Origin of the sequence: Massilia sp. TS11 (assembly GCF_022012445.1) — a bacterium.
GTDB lineage: Bacteria > Pseudomonadota > Gammaproteobacteria > Burkholderiales > Burkholderiaceae_D > Telluria.
The window spans coordinates 64849-82739 of record NZ_JAKLTS010000012.1; the positions used below are offsets into that span (position 1 = coordinate 64849).

Annotated in this window: 19 protein-coding genes; 11 read left to right on the forward strand and 8 right to left on the reverse strand. The window is 67.4% G+C overall.

The annotated features are described in order from the left end of the window. Positions 1 to 2: 2 nt before the first annotated feature. Complete coding sequence (locus LZ005_RS17055) at positions 3 to 1322, reverse strand: aspartate aminotransferase family protein (RefSeq protein WP_237809700.1); 1320 nt, start codon at positions 1320 to 1322, stop codon at positions 3 to 5. 173 nt (positions 1323 to 1495) lie between these two features. Between LZ005_RS17055 and LZ005_RS17060 the strand changes: the two genes are divergently transcribed. From LZ005_RS17060 to LZ005_RS17110, 11 genes are all read left to right on the forward strand, one after another. Beyond that, positions 1496 to 2944, forward strand: a complete 1449-nt coding sequence (locus tag LZ005_RS17060) for a PLP-dependent aminotransferase family protein (protein WP_237809701.1) — start codon at positions 1496 to 1498, stop codon at positions 2942 to 2944. After that, a complete protein-coding gene (locus tag LZ005_RS17065) occupies positions 2941 to 3579 on the forward strand; it encodes a TetR/AcrR family transcriptional regulator (RefSeq protein WP_237809702.1) in 639 nt (212 codons plus the stop codon). Before LZ005_RS17060 ends, LZ005_RS17065 begins: the two co-directional genes overlap by 4 nt. Before the next feature lie 36 nt (positions 3580 to 3615). Next, positions 3616 to 4380: an ABC transporter substrate-binding protein gene (locus LZ005_RS17070; protein ID WP_237809703.1), complete on the forward strand. Its 765-nt coding sequence runs from the start codon at positions 3616 to 3618 to the stop codon at positions 4378 to 4380. Further along, a complete protein-coding gene (locus LZ005_RS17075) occupies positions 4377 to 4937 on the forward strand; it encodes a GNAT family N-acetyltransferase (RefSeq protein WP_237809704.1) in 561 nt (186 codons plus the stop codon). The genes LZ005_RS17070 and LZ005_RS17075 overlap by 4 nt, the downstream gene beginning before the upstream one ends. Positions 4938 to 5038: 101 nt before the next feature. Beyond that, the gene (locus LZ005_RS17080; protein WP_237809705.1) at positions 5039 to 5341 is read left to right on the forward strand and encodes a hypothetical protein; all 303 of its coding nucleotides are present in this window, start codon (positions 5039 to 5041) and stop codon (positions 5339 to 5341) included. A gap of 2 nt (positions 5342 to 5343) precedes the next feature. Beyond that, positions 5344 to 6237 carry a sensor histidine kinase gene (locus LZ005_RS17085; protein WP_237809706.1) on the forward strand — a complete coding sequence of 298 codons (894 nt, stop codon included), beginning with the start codon at positions 5344 to 5346 and terminating at the stop codon, positions 6235 to 6237. Continuing rightward, positions 6234 to 6992: a LytTR family DNA-binding domain-containing protein gene (locus LZ005_RS17090; protein WP_237809707.1), complete on the forward strand. Its 759-nt coding sequence runs from the start codon at positions 6234 to 6236 to the stop codon at positions 6990 to 6992. Before LZ005_RS17085 ends, LZ005_RS17090 begins: the two co-directional genes overlap by 4 nt. A gap of 81 nt (positions 6993 to 7073) precedes the next feature. Then, complete coding sequence (locus LZ005_RS17095) at positions 7074 to 7487, forward strand: VOC family protein (protein ID WP_237809708.1); 414 nt, start codon at positions 7074 to 7076, stop codon at positions 7485 to 7487. 77 nt (positions 7488 to 7564) lie between these two features. Further along, complete coding sequence (locus LZ005_RS17100) at positions 7565 to 8434, forward strand: SPFH domain-containing protein (protein WP_237809709.1); 870 nt, start codon at positions 7565 to 7567, stop codon at positions 8432 to 8434. Between the two features lie 4 nt (positions 8435 to 8438). After that, the gene (locus LZ005_RS17105) at positions 8439 to 8624 is read left to right on the forward strand and encodes a toxin-antitoxin system HicB family antitoxin (RefSeq protein WP_237809710.1); all 186 of its coding nucleotides are present in this window, start codon (positions 8439 to 8441) and stop codon (positions 8622 to 8624) included. Beyond that, on the forward strand, positions 8621 to 9373 hold the full coding sequence (locus tag LZ005_RS17110) for a hypothetical protein (RefSeq protein ID WP_237809711.1): 753 nt from the start codon (positions 8621 to 8623) through the stop codon (positions 9371 to 9373). Before LZ005_RS17105 ends, LZ005_RS17110 begins: the two co-directional genes overlap by 4 nt. 1 nt (position 9374) lies before the next feature. Here LZ005_RS17110 and LZ005_RS17115 read toward each other — a convergent pair whose 3' ends face one another. The 7 genes from LZ005_RS17115 to xapA are packed head-to-tail and all read right to left on the reverse strand — an operon-like array spanning position 9375 to position 17765. Next, positions 9375 to 10592 (reverse strand): nucleoside deaminase, encoded by a 1218-nt coding sequence (locus tag LZ005_RS17115; protein WP_237809712.1) that lies wholly within the window; start codon positions 10590 to 10592, stop codon positions 9375 to 9377. A gap of 3 nt (positions 10593 to 10595) precedes the next feature. Continuing rightward, the gene (locus tag LZ005_RS17120; RefSeq protein WP_237809713.1) at positions 10596 to 11000 is read right to left on the reverse strand and encodes a cytidine deaminase; all 405 of its coding nucleotides are present in this window, start codon (positions 10998 to 11000) and stop codon (positions 10596 to 10598) included. Next, positions 10997 to 12319: a thymidine phosphorylase gene (gene deoA, locus LZ005_RS17125; protein ID WP_237809714.1), complete on the reverse strand. Its 1323-nt coding sequence runs from the start codon at positions 12317 to 12319 to the stop codon at positions 10997 to 10999. The genes LZ005_RS17120 and deoA overlap by 4 nt, the downstream gene beginning before the upstream one ends. 58 nt (positions 12320 to 12377) lie before the next feature. Continuing rightward, positions 12378 to 14753 carry an aldehyde dehydrogenase family protein gene (locus LZ005_RS17130; protein WP_373889347.1) on the reverse strand — a complete coding sequence of 792 codons (2376 nt, stop codon included), beginning with the start codon at positions 14751 to 14753 and terminating at the stop codon, positions 12378 to 12380. Between the two features lie 15 nt (positions 14754 to 14768). Then, positions 14769 to 15725, reverse strand: coding sequence for a deoxyribose-phosphate aldolase (deoC, locus tag LZ005_RS17135; protein WP_237809715.1), 957 nt, complete (start codon positions 15723 to 15725; stop codon positions 14769 to 14771). Continuing rightward, complete coding sequence (locus tag LZ005_RS17140) at positions 15722 to 16915, reverse strand: phosphopentomutase (protein ID WP_237809716.1); 1194 nt, start codon at positions 16913 to 16915, stop codon at positions 15722 to 15724. The genes deoC and LZ005_RS17140 overlap by 4 nt, the downstream gene beginning before the upstream one ends. A gap of 10 nt (positions 16916 to 16925) precedes the next feature. After that, positions 16926 to 17765, reverse strand: a complete 840-nt coding sequence (gene xapA / locus LZ005_RS17145) for a xanthosine phosphorylase (RefSeq protein WP_237809717.1) — start codon at positions 17763 to 17765, stop codon at positions 16926 to 16928. Between the last annotated feature and the right edge of the window lie 126 nt (positions 17766 to 17891).

The following is a 17891-nucleotide window of genomic DNA, read 5'->3' on the forward strand; positions in this document are numbered from 1 at the left end:
TGTCAGTCCAGGTGCTTCAGGATGGGGGTGAGCTTGCCGAACAATTCGTCGATGTGGCGTTTCTCGATGATCAGCGGCGGCGACAGGGCGATGATGTCGCCGGTCACGCGCGTCAGCACGCCGTCGGCGAAGGCCTTGCGGAAGGCGTCCATGGCGCGTGCGCCCGGCTTGCCCGGAATCGAGGCCAGCTCGATCGCGCCGACCATGCCGATCGAGCGGATGTCGATCACATGCGGCAGTCCCTGCAGCGAATGGAGGGCGTCGGCCCAGTAGCTTTGCAGGCCGGCCGCGTGCGCGAGCAACTGCTGCTCCTCGAACACCTCGAGCGTGGCCAGGCCGGCCGCGCAGGCCAGCGGGTGGCCCGAGTAGGTGTAGCCGTGGAATAGTTCGATCCCGGCCGGCGCGCCGTTGACGATGGTGTCATGGATCTGCTGCTTGACCAGCACTGCGCCCATCGGCACCACGCCATTGGTCAGGGCCTTGGCGGTGGTGACCAGGTCCGGCTCGACGTCGAAGTAGTCGAAGGCGAACGGGGTCGTCATGCGCCCGAAGCCGGTGATCACTTCATCGAAAATCAGCAGGATGCCGTACTTGGTGCACAGCTCGCGCAGGCGCTTCAGGTAGCCCTTGGGCGGAATGATCACCCCGGCCGAGCCGGCCACCGGCTCGACGATCACGGCGGCGATGGTCGAGGCGTCGTGCAGGGCCACGATGCGCTCGAGTTCATCGGCCAGATGGGCGCCCCACTCGGGCTCATTGCGCGAGAACGCGTTCTGCGCGATGTTAAGCGTGTGCGGCAGGTGGTCGACGCCGGTCAGCAGCGGGCCGAAGCCCTTGCGGTTATTGGGCAAGCCGCCCACCGAAATGCCGCCGAAGCCGACCCCGTGGTAGCCCTTTTCGCGCCCGATCAGGCGGGTGCGGGTGGCGTCGCCGCGCGCGCGGTGGTAGGCCAGCGCGATCTTCAGCGCGGTGTCGACCGACTCCGAGCCCGAGTTGGTGAAGAACACATTCGAAAAGCGCCCCTTGGTGTAGGCGCTGATTTTCTCGGCCAGCTCGAACTGGGCCGGGTGGCCCATCTGGAACGGCGGCGCGTAGTCGAGCGTGGCAATGGCGTCCTGCACGGCCGCCACGATCTTCGGCTGGGCGTGGCCGGCGGCGCAGCACCACAGGCCGGCGGTGCCGTCGAGGACCTGATTGCCATCGACGTCCTTGTAATACATGCCGGCGGCCGAGACCAGCAGGCGCGGGTTGGCCTTGAAGTCGCGGTTGGCGGTGAACGGCATCCAATACGATGCCATCGAGCTGGGTCGGGTTTCTTGCATGGGCTGCTCCGGGTTTTTTACGACCAAAAAAATAATTTACCAGTTGGCAAAAACATGATGCAATAGTAGAGAGTCGGTCAAGGATGGCACATATACACCTCTGGCAGAACACACCAACCGTACTGGTTGTGAAAACCGTACACTTTGGTGAAGAGCACAGCAGGTCAGCACACATGGACAAACACGACACCACCCCCGGCTGGCCCGTACTGCCAGCCTTGCGCCACAAGCGTGGCAGCCTGGTCGATCAGATCGTCGCGGCGATTGCGGCCATGGTCGGCGCGCGCGAACTGCGGGTCGGCGCACGCATGCCCTCGGTGCGCCAGTTCGCCAAGTGTAATGGCGTGTCGACCTTTACAGTTGTCGAGTCCTACGACCGCCTGGTCACGCTCGGCCTGCTGTCCTCGCGGCGCGGCTCCGGCTATTTCGTGGCGCGCGCCGAGCCGCTGGCCGCCACCCAGCCGCTGCCGCTGGCGCCGCCGCCGGCCGCGATCGACGCCCTCACGCCCGAACTGTACTCGGGCATGTCGGAGCTGCTGCCGATCGGCGCCGGCTGGCTGCCGCCCGAATGGTATGGCGAGGCCGGCATCTCCGAAGCCGTGCGCCAGGCCATGCGGATTCCGACCAGCCGCTTGCGCGGCTATGGCCATCCGCTCGGCTTTCCCACGCTGCGCCAGCATCTGGCGGCCGGCTTCTCGGCCGAGCTGTTCGCGGTCGAGCCGGACCAGGTGCTGCTGACCCACGGCGCGACCCATGCGTTCGACCTGGTGCTGCGCACCCTGACCAAGCCGGGCGACACCGTGCTGGTGGAAGACCCGATGTACGCCAACCTGCTGTCGCTGATCCGCCACCACGGCTGCCATGCGGTCGCCATCCCGCGCGGCGAGGACGGTCTCGACCTGGAAGAACTGGCACGCCGCGCCAGTGCCACCCAGCCGCGCCTGATGTTCGTGAACACCGTGCTGCAAAACCCGCTCGGCACCTCGCTCTCGACCACCCAGGCGCACCGCCTGCTGGCCCTGGCCGAACAGTTCGACTTCTGGCTGGTGGAGGACGACATCTACCGCGAACTGGCCGCGCGCGGCGAGGCCTCGCTGGCGGCGATGGACGGGCTGCGCCGCGTGATCCATGTGTCGAGCATGTCGAAAAGCCTGTCGCCGGTGCTGCGCGTGGGCGCCATCTGCGCCTCGCACTCGCTGCTGCCGGAACTGCTGCGCGTGAAGATGCTGGCCGGGCTGACCACCTCCGAGATCAATGAGCGCGCCGTCTACCACGCGCTGACGGCGCGCGGCTACAAGCGCGGCCTGCAGAAGCTGATCGCGCGGCTGGATGCGGCGCGTGCGCGCACGATCGAGCAGCTGGCCACAGTCGGCATGCGTCCGATCGCCACGCCGCGCGGCGGCATGTTCGTCAGCGCCGGCTGGGCGGTGGCGCCGCAGCCGGCCTGCAACGGCAAGACCGTGGCCGACGCCGCCCTGCGCGCCGGCATCCTGCTCTCGCCCGGCGAATTCTTCATGCTGGGCGAACCGGCCAGCATCTGGTTCCGCTTCAATGCGGCGTATGCGGCCGATGCCGCGCCTCTGCTGCACTTCCTTGACCACGTCCGACCGGAGTCCGCATGAAACCCGCCACCCTCAGCCGCCGTGTGCAGAACCGCGACAAACTCGAAGCCGACATCCTCGCCGAAGCCGTTCAGGTGTTCGCCGAAACCGGCTACGAGGGCGCCTCGATCGCCACCATCGCCGAGCGGGCCGGTCTGTCCAAACAGAATCTGATGTACTACTTCCCGACCAAGCAGGCCCTGTACCAGCGCGTGCTCGACGGCGTGCTCGACGACTGGCTCGAACGCATGGACGTGCTGGCCCATGCCGAACACGCGCCCGAGGACGCGCTGCGCGCCTACATCGCGGCCAAGCTGAGCTTCTCGCGCGAACAGCCGGCCGCCTCGCGCGTGTACGCGCTCGAAGTCATCGGCGGGGCCAAGCTGTACGGCGCGCAGATCAGCGCGCGCGTGCTGCCGCTGGTGCGCAAGGACCTCGAAGTGTTCGAGCGCTGGATCGCGGCCGGACGCATCGCCGCCGTCAACGCCACCCATCTGCTGTTTGCGATCTGGGCCATGACCCAGTCGTATGCCGACTTCTCCGCCCAGATGTGCCTGGTGCTGAACCGGCGCCAGCTGACGCGCCAGGACTACGCCGACGCCGAACAGACGATCTGCGCCATGGTGATCGCCGCTGTGCAGCCACGCCACGCCTGAGTTGACGGGCAGGCGCCAGCCTCGCTACCATGGGATATGCTTCGTCGCCTGCTCGCCTGTCTGCTCCTGCTGCCCCCGTTCGCCCTCGGCGCGCCGGTGGTCGAGCTGCGCACGAGCGCCCAGCTGGCCACGGCGCCCAAATTCATCAGCAAGGGCCGCACCGAGGTGGTCGGCCTGTGCGTCGACGTGTTCCGCGCGCTCGAGCGCATCGATCCGGGCCTGCGCTTCAGCGGCGACCAGCAATGGCGCGTGACCGCGCGCATCGAGGACGAACTCGAACGCGGCCAGCTCGACGTCGCCTGCGCCTCGGTCCGCAGCCGCGAGCGCGAGGCGCGCTACCAGTTCATCGACGTGCCGATCATGACCGCGCGCTACTTCCTGCTGGCGCGCGCCGACGATCCTGTCCAGGTCAACAACTGGGCCGATCTGCTGGCCCTGGCGCCGAACAACAGCATGCTGGTGGTGAAAGGCTTCGGCATCCTCGGCCGCCTGCGCGAAGTGGGCCTGAGCAATATTGACGACGGCGCCCTCGACAACTCGACCAATCTGCAAAAGCTGGTGGCCGGGCGCGCGCGCTTTTTCATCATGCGCAGCCCCGGCATCGACAGCCTGCTGCGCGAAACGGGGCTCGAAGCCAAGGTGCGCGTGCTGCCGGCCATGCTCGAGCAGCAGCCACTGTTCATGATGACCGGGCGCCACCTGGCCGCCGCCACCCAGCAGCGCCTGACGCGCGCCATCATCCGCCTGGAACAAAGCGGCGAACTGCACCGCATCCTGGTGCGCTGGACCCAGGAACGATGAGCCCCGACCTGCTGAGCACGGCGCGCCTGGAGCTGCGCCGCCTGAACCTGAACGACGCGCCGGCGATGTTCGCCCTGTTTTCCGATCCGGCCGTGATGCGCTACTGGAGCTTCGCCCCCTGGACCGAAATGGCCCAGGCCGAAGCCTGCATCCGCCAGGCCCTGGCCGACTACGACAGCGCCAGCGCGATGCGCATGGGAATCGTGTTGAAATCATCAGGTGAACTGATTGGCAATTGCTCGCTGTATAACTTCCACCTGCAGAACCGGCGCTGCGACACCGGCTACCTGCTCGCCCAGGCGCACTGGGGCCAGGGCTACCTGCACGAGGCCATGACGGCCCTGATCGATTACGCGTTCAACACGCTCGCGCTGATCCGCATCGAGGCCGACATCGACCCGCGCAACACGGCCAGCGCGCGCGCCCTGCAGAAGCTCGGCTTCCGCCACGAAGGCCATATGCGCGAGCGCTGGATCGTCAACGGCGAAGTGTGCGACACCGACTTCTACGGCCTACTGCGGCGCGAATGGCAGCCGGGGCCATTCGTCCCGCGCTGACACCGCTCATCCCCCCGTCCATGCAGTCTGTCGTATCGTGCTGGAGGGCCACGGCGCCCCTTGTTACAGTGGCTCCATCGACCCACTGTCCGGAGACGACCATGAAAGACCTGAGCTTCCAATCCTTCTGCGATCTGCTCGAGCAGATGTCCGCGGCCCTGCTGCGCGCCCTGCGCCAGGGTGGACGGGCGCTCTCGCGCATGAGCTGGCCGCAGCTGCTGGCCGCCTGCATCGTGATGGCCCTGGTGCTGTCGATCCTGCCGCTGGCCCTGTTCCTGTTCACCTGCTTCCTGCTGCTCAAGATTCTGATCGCCGGCAGCGTGATCGGCCTGCGCAAGAAGCGCCGCCCGGCCGCGCCGCCGCATCTGCCCCAGCCTGACCCCGATACCACCAGCAAGGAATAATCATGTCCGCCAGCCAGTTCAACCGTGCCATCGATTTTGTGCGTGACGCCGCCGCCGTGGCGTCGGCCATGTGGTGGCGCTTTTTCGACTGGCTCGCCGTGGTCGAGTGGAAGAAGCTGTGGCAGACGGCCGTCGTGGTGCTGATGCTGGGCGCCCTGCTGCACGGCTTCGACGCCGCCCTGTCGTTCGTACTGATCTCGGTCGGCGTGAAAGTGCTGGCCGGCGGCAAGCGGCGCGCCGAGATCGTCGCCACCCAGGCCGTGGCCAAGGCCGATGTCGAGGCCATGGAAAGGCGCGTGGTCGAGGCCCAGATGTCGGCCCTGCAGGCCCAGATCGAACCGCACTTCCTGTTCAACACCCTGGCCCTGATCGGCCAGCTGATCGAAACCGACCCGCCGGCCGCGGCCAAGGTGCACCAGCACCTGATCGACTACCTGCGCGCCACCCTGCCCCAGATGCGCGCCAAGGATGGCGGCACGCTCGGCAAACAGGTGCAGCTGTCGCGCGCCTACCTGGCCATCATGCAGGCGCGCATGAAGGAGCGCCTGAGCGTGTCCTTCGACGTGGCGCCGCATCTGGAAAGCCTGCCCTTCCCGCCGATGATGCTGCAGACCCTGATCGAGAACAGCATCAAGCACGGGCTCGAGCCGAAGATCGCAGGCGGCCATATCGCCGTGGCCGCCTCGATCCACGGCGCCACCCTGCACGTGGACGTGACGGACGACGGCGTCGGCTTCAACATGCATGCCGGTGAAGGCGTCGGCCTGGCCAATATCCGCGAGCGCCTGAAGCTGCTCTACGACGGCCGCGCCCAGCTGGTGATCGAAGCGCCGGTGACGGGCGGCGCCTACACCTCGATCCGTATTCCCCTGAGCCCGCCGGAGAAGAAAGCATGACCACCGCCCTGATCGTCGACGATGAAGCCCCAATGCGCGACCTGCTGCGCGCGCGCCTGCGCGAGGCCTGGCCGGAACTGGAGATCATCGGCGAAGCCAGCAACGGCCTGGAGGCCGTGACCGCCAGCGCCGAGCTGCGCCCGGACGTGGTGTTCCTCGATATCCGCATGCCGGGCCAGAGCGGGATCGAAGCGGCCAAAGTCATCAGCGGCAAGGCCCATGTGGTGTTCGCCACCGCCTACGACCAGTATGCGATCGAGGCCTTCGAACACGGCGCCCTCGACTACCTGCTCAAGCCGGTCACGGCCGACCGCCTGGCCCTGACCGTGCAGCGCGTGAAGGCGCGCCTGCACCAGGCCCCGCTCGACATCGCCGCCCAGCTGCGCGAACTGACGGCCGCCGTGCAAAAGAGCGAGGGCGCGCCCAAGCCCTATCTGCGCTGGATTCAGGCCCAGGTGGGCACCAGCCTGCGCATGATCTCGACGCGCGAGATCCTGTTCTTCCAGGCCGACGAAAAATACACGCGCGTGCAGACCGACAGCTCGGAAGTCCTGATCCGCAAGACGCTCAAGGAGCTCGAGGAGGAACTCGACCCGGCCGAGTTCTGGCGCATCCACCGCTCGACCCTGGTGCGGGTGGACGCCATCGCCGAAGTCACGCGCGACGCGCGCGGGCGCCAGCTGCTGGCGGTGCGCGGGCATCCGGAAAAACTCGAGGTCAGCCGCGGGCATACCCACCTGTTCCAGCAGATGTAATGTGCAGCGGGGCGCTCGGCTTGGGGCTAACATGACGGCGCGGGTCTGAAGACCCGCCCTACCCGCACCAAGGAGACCGCCATGCCCCACGCCAGCATCATCCCCTGCCTGCGCTACCGCGACGCCCCCGGCGCCATCGACTGGCTGTGCCACACCTTCGGCTTCACGGCCCACTTGGTCGTGCCCGGCCACGGCGGCCAGATCGACCACGCCCAGCTCACGCTCGGCAATGGCATGGTCATGCTCAGTTCCTCCGGGCGCGACACCGTCTACGGCCGCCTGATGCGCCTGCCCGAGGAAATCGGCGGCTACCAGACCCAGACCATCTACCTGGTCGTGCCCGACGCCGACGCCATCTTCGTGCGTGCCAAGGCGGCCGGGGCCGCCATCGTGATCCCCATCCAGGACGAGGACTACGGCGGGCGCGGCTTCACCTGCAAGGACCTCGAAGGCCATATCTGGAGCTTCGGCACCTACGATCCCTGGGCCGAATAAGGCCAGACTGCAATTGCACTTGACAAACTCGGATTTCTGATACTACAGTGATATCACACTTATATCGGAGATCTATCATGCAAGTTTCACAAGAGCAACACGTATCCAGCGCCAGCGGTTACGCGGTGGTATTCGGTTCGATCGTGTTCGCCGCCATCGGCCTGAGCCTGCTGCTGGCCGGCCCCGGTCCGCTCAAGCTGTTCGGTTTCCTGTGCATCATCGCGACCCTGTTCGGTTTCGGCGGCCTGTACATGATTCAGCCGAACCAGGCGGTCGTGCTGACCCTGTTCGGCGCCTACCGCGGCACCGTGCGCGACAGCGGCCTGCGCTGGTCGAATGCCTTCTACGCCAAGCGCAAGGTCTCGCTGCGCGCCAACAACCTCAACATGGACCGCCTGAAGGTCAACGACAAGCGCGGCAATCCGGTCGAGATCGCCGCCGCCGTGGTCTGGCAGGTGGCCGACACGGCGCGCGCCAGCTTCGACGTCGAGGACTACTACACCTTCATCAAGGTCCAGGCCGAGGCCGCGCTGCGCCATGTGACGACGCAGTTCAACTACGACCACAGCGGCCACGATCAGGACGAGCTGACCCTGATGAATGGCGGCGACAAGATCCTCGCCCTGCTGGTCGAGACCCTGCAGAGCCGCACCGAACAGGCCGGCCTGCGCGTGCTCGAAGCGCGCCTGACCCACCTGGCCTACGCGCCCGAAATCGCCGGCGTGATGCTGCGCCGCCAGCAGGCCGAAGCCGTGATCGCGGCGCGCCAGCGCATCGTCGAAGGCGCCGTCAGCATGGTCGAAATGGCGCTGCGCTCGCTGTCGGAAAAGCAGGTCGTGGAGCTCGACGACGAGCGCCGCGCGGCCATGGTCGGCAATCTGCTGGTGGTGCTGTGCGCCGAGCGCGAGGTCGAACCGGTCATCAATTCCGGCACCCTTTATCATTGAGGGTATGGCCAGCAACAAGAAATCCTTCCTGCTCCGGCTCGACCCCAAGCTGTGGGCCGAGCTGGAAGCGCTCGCCGCGCAGGAGCTGCGCAGCGTGAACGCGCAGATCGAATACCTGCTGCGTGAAGGCCTGGCCAAACACCGCCGCTTTATTCCCCCGCCCGACCCCACCGCCCCGGAGGACGAATGATCTCCCTGCTACTCGCCTTTGCCGCCGCCAGCGGCAGCACCAGCTTTGTCATCGATGGCGACATCGACGGTCCGCGCAGCGAGGCCGCCATCGCCGCGCTGCGCCAGGGTGCGCGCACGCTGATCGTGCAGAACAGCGGCGGCAGCGATCCGCTGTCGGCGCGCAAACTGGCCGAGGCGGTCGGCGCCGCCGGCGCCAGCGTGGAAGTGCATGGCCTGTGCCGCGACACCTGCGCCACCTACCTGTTCCTGCCGGCCCCGCGCAAAAGCCTGGCCGAGGGCGGCGCCATCGGCCTGCGCGATCTGGCCCTCGATCAGGACTACCAGGACGCCATCGCCCATCAGGCCGACGCCAGCCACGTGAGCAGCCGCGCACGCGAGAACATGCTGCTGGCGCGCGCCGGCATCGACCCGAACCTGCTGCGGCGCGCGCACAACGCGGCCAATGCCACGGCCCACCATGCGCAGGTCAGCTACCGCACGGCCAAGGGCGTCGGCATGCAGTATCAGGACATCAGTGCGGAAGGGGTGCGCCAGCTGCTGCAGACGCTGGCGAAAAACGAGCCGAAGGCGCTCGACACGCTCAAGGTCGACACGCGCTGGGACAATCCGCGCCTGTGGTTCCCGCCGCGCGCCACGCTCGAACAGTATGGCGTGCGCGGCATCGGCTCCTATGCCTATCCGCTGAATGCGGAAGCGGCCAAGGCCCTGGGCGAGAAATTCGGCGCGGCCCTGGTCACCGCCTGGTGACTCAGGCCAGCAGGGCGGCAGCGAGCGCGCTGTCGGCCACCGGCACCGGGCGCACGCGCACGGTCTTGCGGTAGAACGGCGGCAGGCGCTTGCACAGGGCCGTCAGCGCCGCATCTTCCTGCGGCGGCAGCACATACTGGAACTGGAAGGGATTATTCGCCGGCAGCGCGCCCTCCATCGTGGAGCCATAGGCGCCCAGATTCATGAAGGACTGGGCGCTGTCGTCCGGCGCCAGGGCGAACACGAAAGTGCCCTCTTTCGGATGCGGCAAATAGCGCCGGATCTCGTACTGCGCGGCCGCGTCGCGCCCCAGCATCAGCTGATAGCGCAGCTGCGCATACTGGCGCGTGCACTCCATGAAGGGCGTGCACACGGGCGAGAGCTGGGCGCGACCCGGCACGCACAGCAGCAGATTGCCGAAGCCATCGAGCAGGGCCACGGCGTCGCCGCGCCCGCCCTGCTCGCGGTCCTGGGCCATGGCCGCGCGCAGATAAGGCGCCAGGCCGGCATCGGGACGGTGCGGCGTGCAGCGGTAGCTGAGCGCCTGCGGATACAGGGATTTGAGCGCGCGCACCACTTCCGCGCCGGGCGCCAGCGCGGCAATGTCGCGCAGCGCATCCTGCGGCAGATCGGTATTGAGCACCTGCTGGATCTTCTCCTCGGTGGCCTCGAACACCAGTGAACACAGGGCCTGGGTCGGCTCCGAAATCGTTTTGCGGATGAAGAAGGGCAGCACCGGCGCGCCGCTCGCCTCGCGCGCGTACTGGCTCGACCCCAGCACGGCCGGATAGGCGAAGCTGCGCGCGGCCTGCTCGCGCAGGGCCGGTGGCAGCGCGGGGAATTGCGCGCTCAGGTCGTAGTTGATGCCGGCGCGCGTATCCGGCGCAGCCACCACCACATTGAAGCCGGCCGCCAGAATCGCGCCCGTGCACATCACACAGGGATCGAGCGAGGTGACGATGGTGATCTCGTGCGGCGGCGGCAGCACGCGGCCCTTGGCCTTTTCGGCGAAATACCAGTCCACCAGCTGGCGCTCGCCATGCGCGGTCGGATCGAACACCAGGCCATCGCGCACGGTGTGGTTGGGCGTGGACTTGAGCACATTGCCCTGCGCGTCCAACATCAGGCCGCCGACGCCGAAGGAGCCGGCCGCCTTGGCCGTGATGGCCTCATTGGCCGCCTGCGCCGCGGCGGCCTGCACATCGATTATCTTGATCAAAGCTTACTTCTTCAGATCCCAGCCACCGAAGCCGTTCGGCAGCTGCTGCTCCGCCGTGGTTTCGAACACATCGCCCTTCAGATTGGACAGCACCACCGGCAGGGTTTTCCCGCCCAGTTCAAAGATCACCTGGCGGCAGGCGCCGCACGGGGCGATCGGCCCCTCGGTGTCGCCGATCACGGCGATGGCGGCGAAGTCGCCCGGCTGGTAGCCGGCGGCGATGGCGCTGAACAGGGCCGTGCGCTCGGCGCAGTTGCACAGGCCGTAGGACGCGTTCTCCACATTACAGCCGCGGAAGACGCGGCCGTCCTTGGCCAGCAGGGCCGCGCCCACCTTGAAGTGCGAGTAAGGCGTGTAGGCCAGCTTGCGCGCTTCGGCCGCTTCGGCGATCAGGGCTTGGTAGTTCATGGGCGGATGCTCCGGTAGACCATCGGGTTGGCGGCCGGCTTGGCCGCGCCGATCACATACGCCTCCTGCACCGCGCGCACCGCGCGTTCGGCCGCCTGCGGCGTGCGCGCATGGACCATGGCCAGCGGCTGGCCGGCCTGCAGTTCGGTGCCGAGTTCGACCAGGTCGGTCAGGCCGACCGCAAAGTCGATCGGATCGGTCGGCCGGGTGCGCCCGCCGCCCAGCGCCACCACGGCCAGACCGAGGCCACGGCAGTCGGTGCTGGCGGCGAAACCGGCCTGCGGGGCCGGCACCGGCACTACCACCGGCGCGCCGTCGAGGTAGGCGTCGGGCTTGTCCATCAGGTCGGCCGGACCGCCGAGGGCCGCCACCATGCGGTTGAAGCGCTCGGCCGCGGCGCCCGAATCCAGGGCCGCCTGCAGCTTCGCGCGCGCGCTCGCCTCGTCGGCGCACAGGCCGGCGATCACCAGCATCTCGGCGCACAGGGCCATCGTCACCTCGTGCAGACGGGCCGGGCGGCGCTTGCCGCTCAGGTAGTCGAGCGCCAGGCGCACTTCGAGCGCATTCCCGGCCACCGGGCCGAGCGACTCGTTCATATCGGTCAGCAGGGCCGAAGTGCGGGTGCCGGCGCCATTCCCGACCGTGACGATCGACTGCGCCAGTTCCACCGATTTCTCAAAGGTCGGCATGAAGGCGCCGCTGCCCGCCTTGACGTCCATGACCAGGGCATCGAGGCCGGCCGCCAGCTTCTTCGACAGGATCGAGCCGGTGATCATGGCCACCGATTCCACCGTCGCCGTCACATCGCGGATCGCGTAGAAGCGCTTGTCCGAGGGCGCCAGCTGGGCGGTCTGGCCGATGATGGCCACGCCGATCTCCTTGACGACCTGGCGGAAGCGCGCCGGTTCCGGCACCGTGTTATAGCCGGGGATGGAATCGAATTTGTCGAGCGTGCCGCCGGTGTGGCCGAGGCCGCGGCCGGAGATCATCGGCACGAAGCCGCCGCAGGCCGCCACCATCGGGCCGAGCATCAGCGAGACCACGTCGCCGACGCCGCCGGTCGAGTGCTTGTCCACCACCGGGCCGGGCAGGTCGAGCGAGCGCCACTCCATCACCTGGCCCGAGTCGCGCATGGCGAGCGTGAAGGCGACGCGCTCGTCCATCGACATGTCATTGAAATAGACGGCCATAGCCAGGGCCGCGATCTGGCCCTCGCTGACCGAGTTATCGGTGATACCGCGCACAAAGAACTGAATTTCTTCAGCCGACAGCGCCGCGCCATCGCGTTTTTTACGGATGATTTCCTGGGGCAGGAACATACACAACCTCGTTAATTCTTCAAAAGAAAAATCGGGGTCAGACCCCGATTTTCCCGGATTACACGCCGTAGGGGATCCAGACGTTTTTCACCTGGCTGGCGTGGTAGAGCACTGCGCGGCCGCAGGTCTGGGCCGGGCTGAACCAGTCGCGGCCCTTGCCGCCGCTGGTCCAGGTGCGCTTCAGGGTGTCGGCCGACAGGCGCTCGACTTCGGCGCAGCCGGCGGCATTGCCGTCGTGGCGCCAGATGGCGTCGACGTCGGCGTGGCCGGCCAGGGTCTTGGCCAGTTCGTTCGCGCTGCCGGTGATGATGTTGACCACGCCGCCGGGCAGGTCGGAGGTGTCGAGCACCTGGTAGAAGTCGGTGACGGCCAGCGGATGCGCTTCGGACGGCACGGCCACGACGCGGTTGCCGAGCGCGATGGCGGGCGCCACCAGCGCAATGAAACCAAGCAGCGGCGCCTCGTTCGGGCAGACGATGCCGATCACGCCGAGCGGCTCATTCAGGGCCACGGTGATGCCGTGCACCGGCGGCTGGTGCGCAAGGCCGTCGTATTTGTCGGCCCAGGCGGCCCAGTAGAACAGGCGCTCGATGGCGGCTTCGACTTCCTTCTCCGGGTTTTTGGCGCCGGTCATGGCCTGCAGGCGGGCGGCGAATTCGGCCCCGCGCGCAGCCAGGTTCTCGGCGATGTAGTACAGCACCTGGGCGCGGTTGTGGGCCGTGGCCTTGGTCCAGCCGGCCGCCTTGTGCGCCGCTTCGACCGCGTTGCGGATGTCCTTGCGGTTGCCTTCGCCGACGTCGGCCAGGAAGCTGCCATCGGCGCCGTGGATGGCGCGCGAATAGCCGCCGTCCGGGCGCGCCTGTTTGCCGCCGACGTAAAGCTTGGCCGTGCGGTCGATCGCGAACGGTGCGTCCTCGATCGGCTTCAGCTTGGCCTGGGGCGCGGCCTGCGGCGCCGCCGGGCGCTGGTCTTCGGCCAGCGGGGTCAGATATTCGAGCATGCCTTCGCGCCCGCCCTCGCGGCCGTAGCCGGATTCGCGGTAGCCGCCGAAGCCGCAGGCGGCGTCGAACTGGTTGGCGGTGTTAATCCAGACCACACCGGCCTTCAGCTGGGGCGCCACGTCGAGGGCTTTGGAGATCGACTCGGTCCAGACGCAGGCGGCCAGACCGTACACGGTGTTGTTGGCCAGCGCGACCGCTTCGGCCGGGGTGCGGAAGCTCATCGCCACCAGCACCGGGCCGAAGATTTCGGTCTGCGACACGGTGGCCGAGGTGGAGGCGCCGGTGATCAGGGTCGGCGCGAACCAGGAGCCGCTGGCCGGCAGTTCGCAGGCCGGCTGCCAGACGGTGCAGCCTTCGTCGCGCGCGCTCTGCACCAGGGCGGCGATGCGCTGCTGCTGGATCGGGTCGACCAGGGCGCCGACGTCCATCGATTTATCGAGCGGCGAACCGACGCGCAGGTTCTCCATGCGGGCGCGCACCTTGGCCAGGAAGCGCGCTTCGATCGACTCCTGCACCAGCAGGCGCGAACCGGCGCAGCAGACCTGGCCCTGGTTGAACCAGATCGAATCGACCAGGCCTTCGACGGCGGCATCGAGGTCGGCGTCGTCGAACACGATGAACGGCGATTTGCCGCCCAGTTCGAGCGACAGCTTCTTGCCGCTGCCGGCCGTGGCCTTGCGGATGATGCGCCCGACTTCGGTGGAGCCGGTGAAGGCCAGCTTGTCGATGCCCGGATGGCTCACGATGGCCTCGCCCACGCGGCCGTCGCCGGTGACGATATTGACCACGCCGGCCGGCACGCCGGCCTGCTGGCAGATCTCGGCGAACAGCAGCGCCGTCAGCGAGGTGAATTCGGCCGGCTTGAACACCACCGTGTTACCGGCTGCCAGAGCCGGCGCGATCTTCCAGGCCAACATCAGCAGCGGGAAGTTCCACGGCACGATCTGGCCGACCACGCCGACGGCGCGGTAGTCGGCGAATTCTTCCGACTGCAGCTGGGCCCAGCCCGCGTGATGGTAGAAGTGGCGCGCCACCAGCGGCAGGTCGGCATCGCGCGTTTCGCGGATGGTCTTGCCGTTGTCGAGGGTTTCGAGCACGGCGAACAGGCGGCTGTGCTTTTGCAGCAGGCGCGCCAGCGCATACAGCACCTTGGCGCGGCCATGGCCGCCCAGGGCCACCCAGCCCGGCTGGGCGCGGCGCGCGGCGGCCACGGCGCGGTCGACATCGGCGGCCGTGCCCTGGGTGACCTGGGCCAGTTCGCTGCCGTCGGCCGGATTCACACTGGCGAAGGTCTCGCCCGGCGCGCTCCACGCGTTGTCGATGAACAGACCGAACTTGCGGCCATGCTGGTCCAGCCAGGCAAGGGCTTCTTTGTGGCTTTCGGGAGCGGGGCCGTAGTCCATGGTTTGCAGGATCTCTTGAATAGTGGGCATGACGAATCCGTGGGTTCAGGGTTGCGCGTGGCGGTGGTTCGCCGAGTACTGGCCGGTGACGTAGTGTTCGAGCTGGCGTTCGATGTCGGTCAGCAGACTCGAAGCGCCAATGCGGAACAGGTGCGGCTGCAGCCAGTCATTGCCCAGTTCTTCCTTCATCACGGTCAGATACTGGAGCGCCGACTTGGCCGAGGACACGCCGCCGGCCGGCTTGTAGCCGACCTGGAAGCCGTAGCGTTCGTGGTATTCGCGGATCGCGCGCACCATCACCAGCGACACCGGGATGGTGGCGTTGACGCCTTCCTTGCCGGTCGAGGTCTTGATGAAGTCGGCGCCGGCCATCATGCACACCCACGAGGCCTTGGCCACGTTCTCCAGGGTCTGCAGGTCGCCGGTGGCGAGAATCGCCTTCACGTGGGCCTCGCCGCAGGCCTGGCGGTACAGGCGCATCTCCTCATACAGGGCCTGCCAGTTACCGGTCAGGACGTGCTGGCGCGTGATGACGATGTCGATTTCGGTGGCGCCGGCGGCGACCGAGAGTTCGATCTCGCGGATCTTGGTTTCGAGGCTGGACAGGCCGGCCGGGAAAGCGGTGGACACGGCGGCGATCGGAATGCGGCCCTGGATGATGGCGGCGGCCGGCTTGATCATCTCGTGATACACGCAGACGGCGCCGGTGGTCAGGCCCTGCACGCCGAGCGCCTCGCACAGATCGGCACGCAGCGGACGCAGGGCTTTCAGGGCCAGGCGTTCCACCCGCCCCGGCGTGTCGTCGCCGGACAGGGTGGTCAGGTCGATGCACTGGATGGCGCGGATCAGCCACGCGGCCTGGTATTCCTTCTTCACGCTGCGGCGCGCATTCAGGCTGGCGGCGCGGCGGTCGGCGGCGTTGCGGTTGACGTGGATTTTCTCGATCCACGACAGGTCAAGGCCGACGGCCTCGTTGCGTTTGAAGTCAGCGGGTTGGGTCATAGCAGGGCTTGTCCGTGTTGGAGGGGCGGCACGCCGAGGTGGCGCGCCAGGGTCTGGCCGATGTCGGAGAAGCTGTCCGAGATGCCGAGCTGGCGCGGCTGCACCTGCGGGCCGAAGAACAGCGCCGGGATGTGTTCGCGCGTGTGGTCGCTGCCCGGCCAGGTCGGGTCGCAGCCATGGTCGGCGGTGAACACCACCAGATCGCCGTCGCGCAGCTTGTCCATGAATTCGGGCAGGCGCGCATCCAGTTCCTCGAGCGCGGCGGCATAGCCGGCCACGTCGCGGCGGTGGCCGAACAGCATGTCGAAGTCGACGAAATTGACGAAGGTGAGCGACTTGTCGCCGGCTTCGTCGGCCACTTTCAGCAGTTCTTCAAACAGGGCCATATTGTCCGGACCCTTGCGCAGTTCGGTCACGCCCTGGCCGGCGAAGATGTCGCTGATTTTGCCGAGCGCGATCACCTGGCCGCCGTCGTTCTTCACGTGGTCGAGCAGGGTCGGCGCGTGCGGCGGCACCGCGTAGTCGTGGCGGTTGGCCGTGCGCTTGTAATTGCCGGCGCTGCCGACGAAGGGGCGCGCGATCACGCGGCCGATGTTGTAGGGCTTGACCAGTTCATAGGCCAGTTCGCACAGCGCATACAGGCGCTCCAGGCCGAAGTGCTCCTCATGCGCGGCGATCTGCAGCACCGAGTCGGCCGAGGTGTAGAGAATCGGCTTGCCGCTGGCGACATGCTCGTCGCCCAGCTCATTGATGATGGTGGTGCCGGAGGCGTGGCAGTTGCCGAGGAAGCCAGGCACGCCCGACTGGGCCTGCAGGGCGTCGGTCAGGGCCTGCGGGAACGAGGGCACGGTCTTGGGGAAGTAGCCCCAGTCATAGGTGACCGGGACGCCGGCGATCTCCCAGTGGCCGGACTGGGTGTCCTTGCCGGTCGAACGCTCGCGCGCGACCCCGTAGGCGCCGCTGAAATCGGTGCGGCGCTGGAAGCCTTCGGCCCAGCTGCCGCTGGCCGTGTGGGCGGCGGCGGCGAGACCGAGTTTTTCCAGATTCGGCAGGCGCAGCGGGCGGCCCTGCGCGGCGGCCCAGGCGGCGATGTGGCCGAAGGTGTTGGCGCCCTCGTCGCCATAACTGGCGGCGTCGGGCAGGTGGCCGAGGCCGAAGGAGTCAAGCAGCAGAATGAATGCGCGTTTCATGCGGACCTCCTCAGATGGTCACGGTCCCTGCGGCCACGCCCTCGAGCCAGGCCAGGATCAGGGCCACCAGATCCTTGGCGCCGATGGCGGCGTACTTCAGGGTCTGTTCGTGCGACAGCGGGAACGGCGACAAGCCCTCGGCCAGATTGGTGATGACGGAGACGCCGGCCACTTTCAGGCCGCAGTGGCGCGCCGAGATCACTTCCGGCACCACCGACATGCCGACCACGTCGGCGCCGAGGCGGCCCATCATGCGGATTTCGGCGGCGGTTTCAAAGTTCGGGCCCGGGTAGGCGACGTACACGCCTTCGTGCAGGGTGATGCCGCGCGCCTGGGCGGTGGCCAAGATGGTGGCGCGCACCGCGCTGTCGTAGGCATTGGCCATGCTGAAGAAGCGCGGGCCGAAGCGGTCGTCGTTCTTGCCGATCATCGGGGTGCCCGGCAGCAGATTGATATGGTCGTTCAGCACCACCAGCGAACCGGCGTCCACTTCCGGGCGCAGCGAACCGGCGGCATTGGTCACGAACAGCAGTTCGCAGCCGATCAGCTTGAGCGTGCGCACGGCATTCGTCATCACGCTCATGCCATAGCCCTCGTAGAAGTGACCGCGGCCCTTCATGCAGGCGACCGGCACGCCGGCCAGGGTGCCCAGCACCAGCTGGCCCGCGTGGCCATGCACGGTGCTGATCGGGAAGCCGGGCAGCTCTTCAAAGCCGATGGCCACCGCATCCGTCATCTGTTCCGCCAGCACGCCGAGGCCGGAGCCCAGGATGAGCGCGATGCGCGGCGTGAAGCCGGGCTTGCGCGCCTTGATAATCTCTGCTGCTTGGAAAGGGAAGTCGGTCGACATGGCGGGATCCTTCGCGGGTTATCTTGATGATTATAACTATGCAGGATCGCCGATATGTATGGCAAATACCATTTTTCTTCCTGATTAATACGGCAAACGTATAAATGGCCGCAGACGGCTGTTGGC

Coding starts and splice junctions, on each gene's coding strand:
- LZ005_RS17055 (WP_237809700.1), bottom strand. CDS start 1,322: ATGCAAGAAACCCGACCCAGCTCGATGGCATCGTATTGGATGCCGTTC.
- LZ005_RS17060 (WP_237809701.1), top strand. CDS start 1,496: ATGGACAAACACGACACCACCCCCGGCTGGCCCGTACTGCCAGCCTTG.
- LZ005_RS17065 (WP_237809702.1), top strand. CDS start 2,941: ATGAAACCCGCCACCCTCAGCCGCCGTGTGCAGAACCGCGACAAACTC.
- LZ005_RS17070 (WP_237809703.1), top strand. CDS start 3,616: ATGCTTCGTCGCCTGCTCGCCTGTCTGCTCCTGCTGCCCCCGTTCGCC.
- LZ005_RS17075 (WP_237809704.1), top strand. CDS start 4,377: ATGAGCCCCGACCTGCTGAGCACGGCGCGCCTGGAGCTGCGCCGCCTG.
- LZ005_RS17080 (WP_237809705.1), top strand. CDS start 5,039: ATGAAAGACCTGAGCTTCCAATCCTTCTGCGATCTGCTCGAGCAGATG.
- LZ005_RS17085 (WP_237809706.1), top strand. CDS start 5,344: ATGTCCGCCAGCCAGTTCAACCGTGCCATCGATTTTGTGCGTGACGCC.
- LZ005_RS17090 (WP_237809707.1), top strand. CDS start 6,234: ATGACCACCGCCCTGATCGTCGACGATGAAGCCCCAATGCGCGACCTG.
- LZ005_RS17095 (WP_237809708.1), top strand. CDS start 7,074: ATGCCCCACGCCAGCATCATCCCCTGCCTGCGCTACCGCGACGCCCCC.
- LZ005_RS17100 (WP_237809709.1), top strand. CDS start 7,565: ATGCAAGTTTCACAAGAGCAACACGTATCCAGCGCCAGCGGTTACGCG.
- LZ005_RS17105 (WP_237809710.1), top strand. CDS start 8,439: ATGGCCAGCAACAAGAAATCCTTCCTGCTCCGGCTCGACCCCAAGCTG.
- LZ005_RS17110 (WP_237809711.1), top strand. CDS start 8,621: ATGATCTCCCTGCTACTCGCCTTTGCCGCCGCCAGCGGCAGCACCAGC.
- LZ005_RS17120 (WP_237809713.1), bottom strand. CDS start 11,000: ATGAACTACCAAGCCCTGATCGCCGAAGCGGCCGAAGCGCGCAAGCTG.
- deoA (WP_237809714.1), bottom strand. CDS start 12,319: ATGTTCCTGCCCCAGGAAATCATCCGTAAAAAACGCGATGGCGCGGCG.
- LZ005_RS17130 (WP_373889347.1), bottom strand. CDS start 14,753: ATGCCCACTATTCAAGAGATCCTGCAAACCATGGACTACGGCCCCGCT.
- deoC (WP_237809715.1), bottom strand. CDS start 15,725: ATGACCCAACCCGCTGACTTCAAACGCAACGAGGCCGTCGGCCTTGAC.
- LZ005_RS17140 (WP_237809716.1), bottom strand. CDS start 16,915: ATGAAACGCGCATTCATTCTGCTGCTTGACTCCTTCGGCCTCGGCCAC.
- xapA (WP_237809717.1), bottom strand. CDS start 17,765: ATGTCGACCGACTTCCCTTTCCAAGCAGCAGAGATTATCAAGGCGCGC.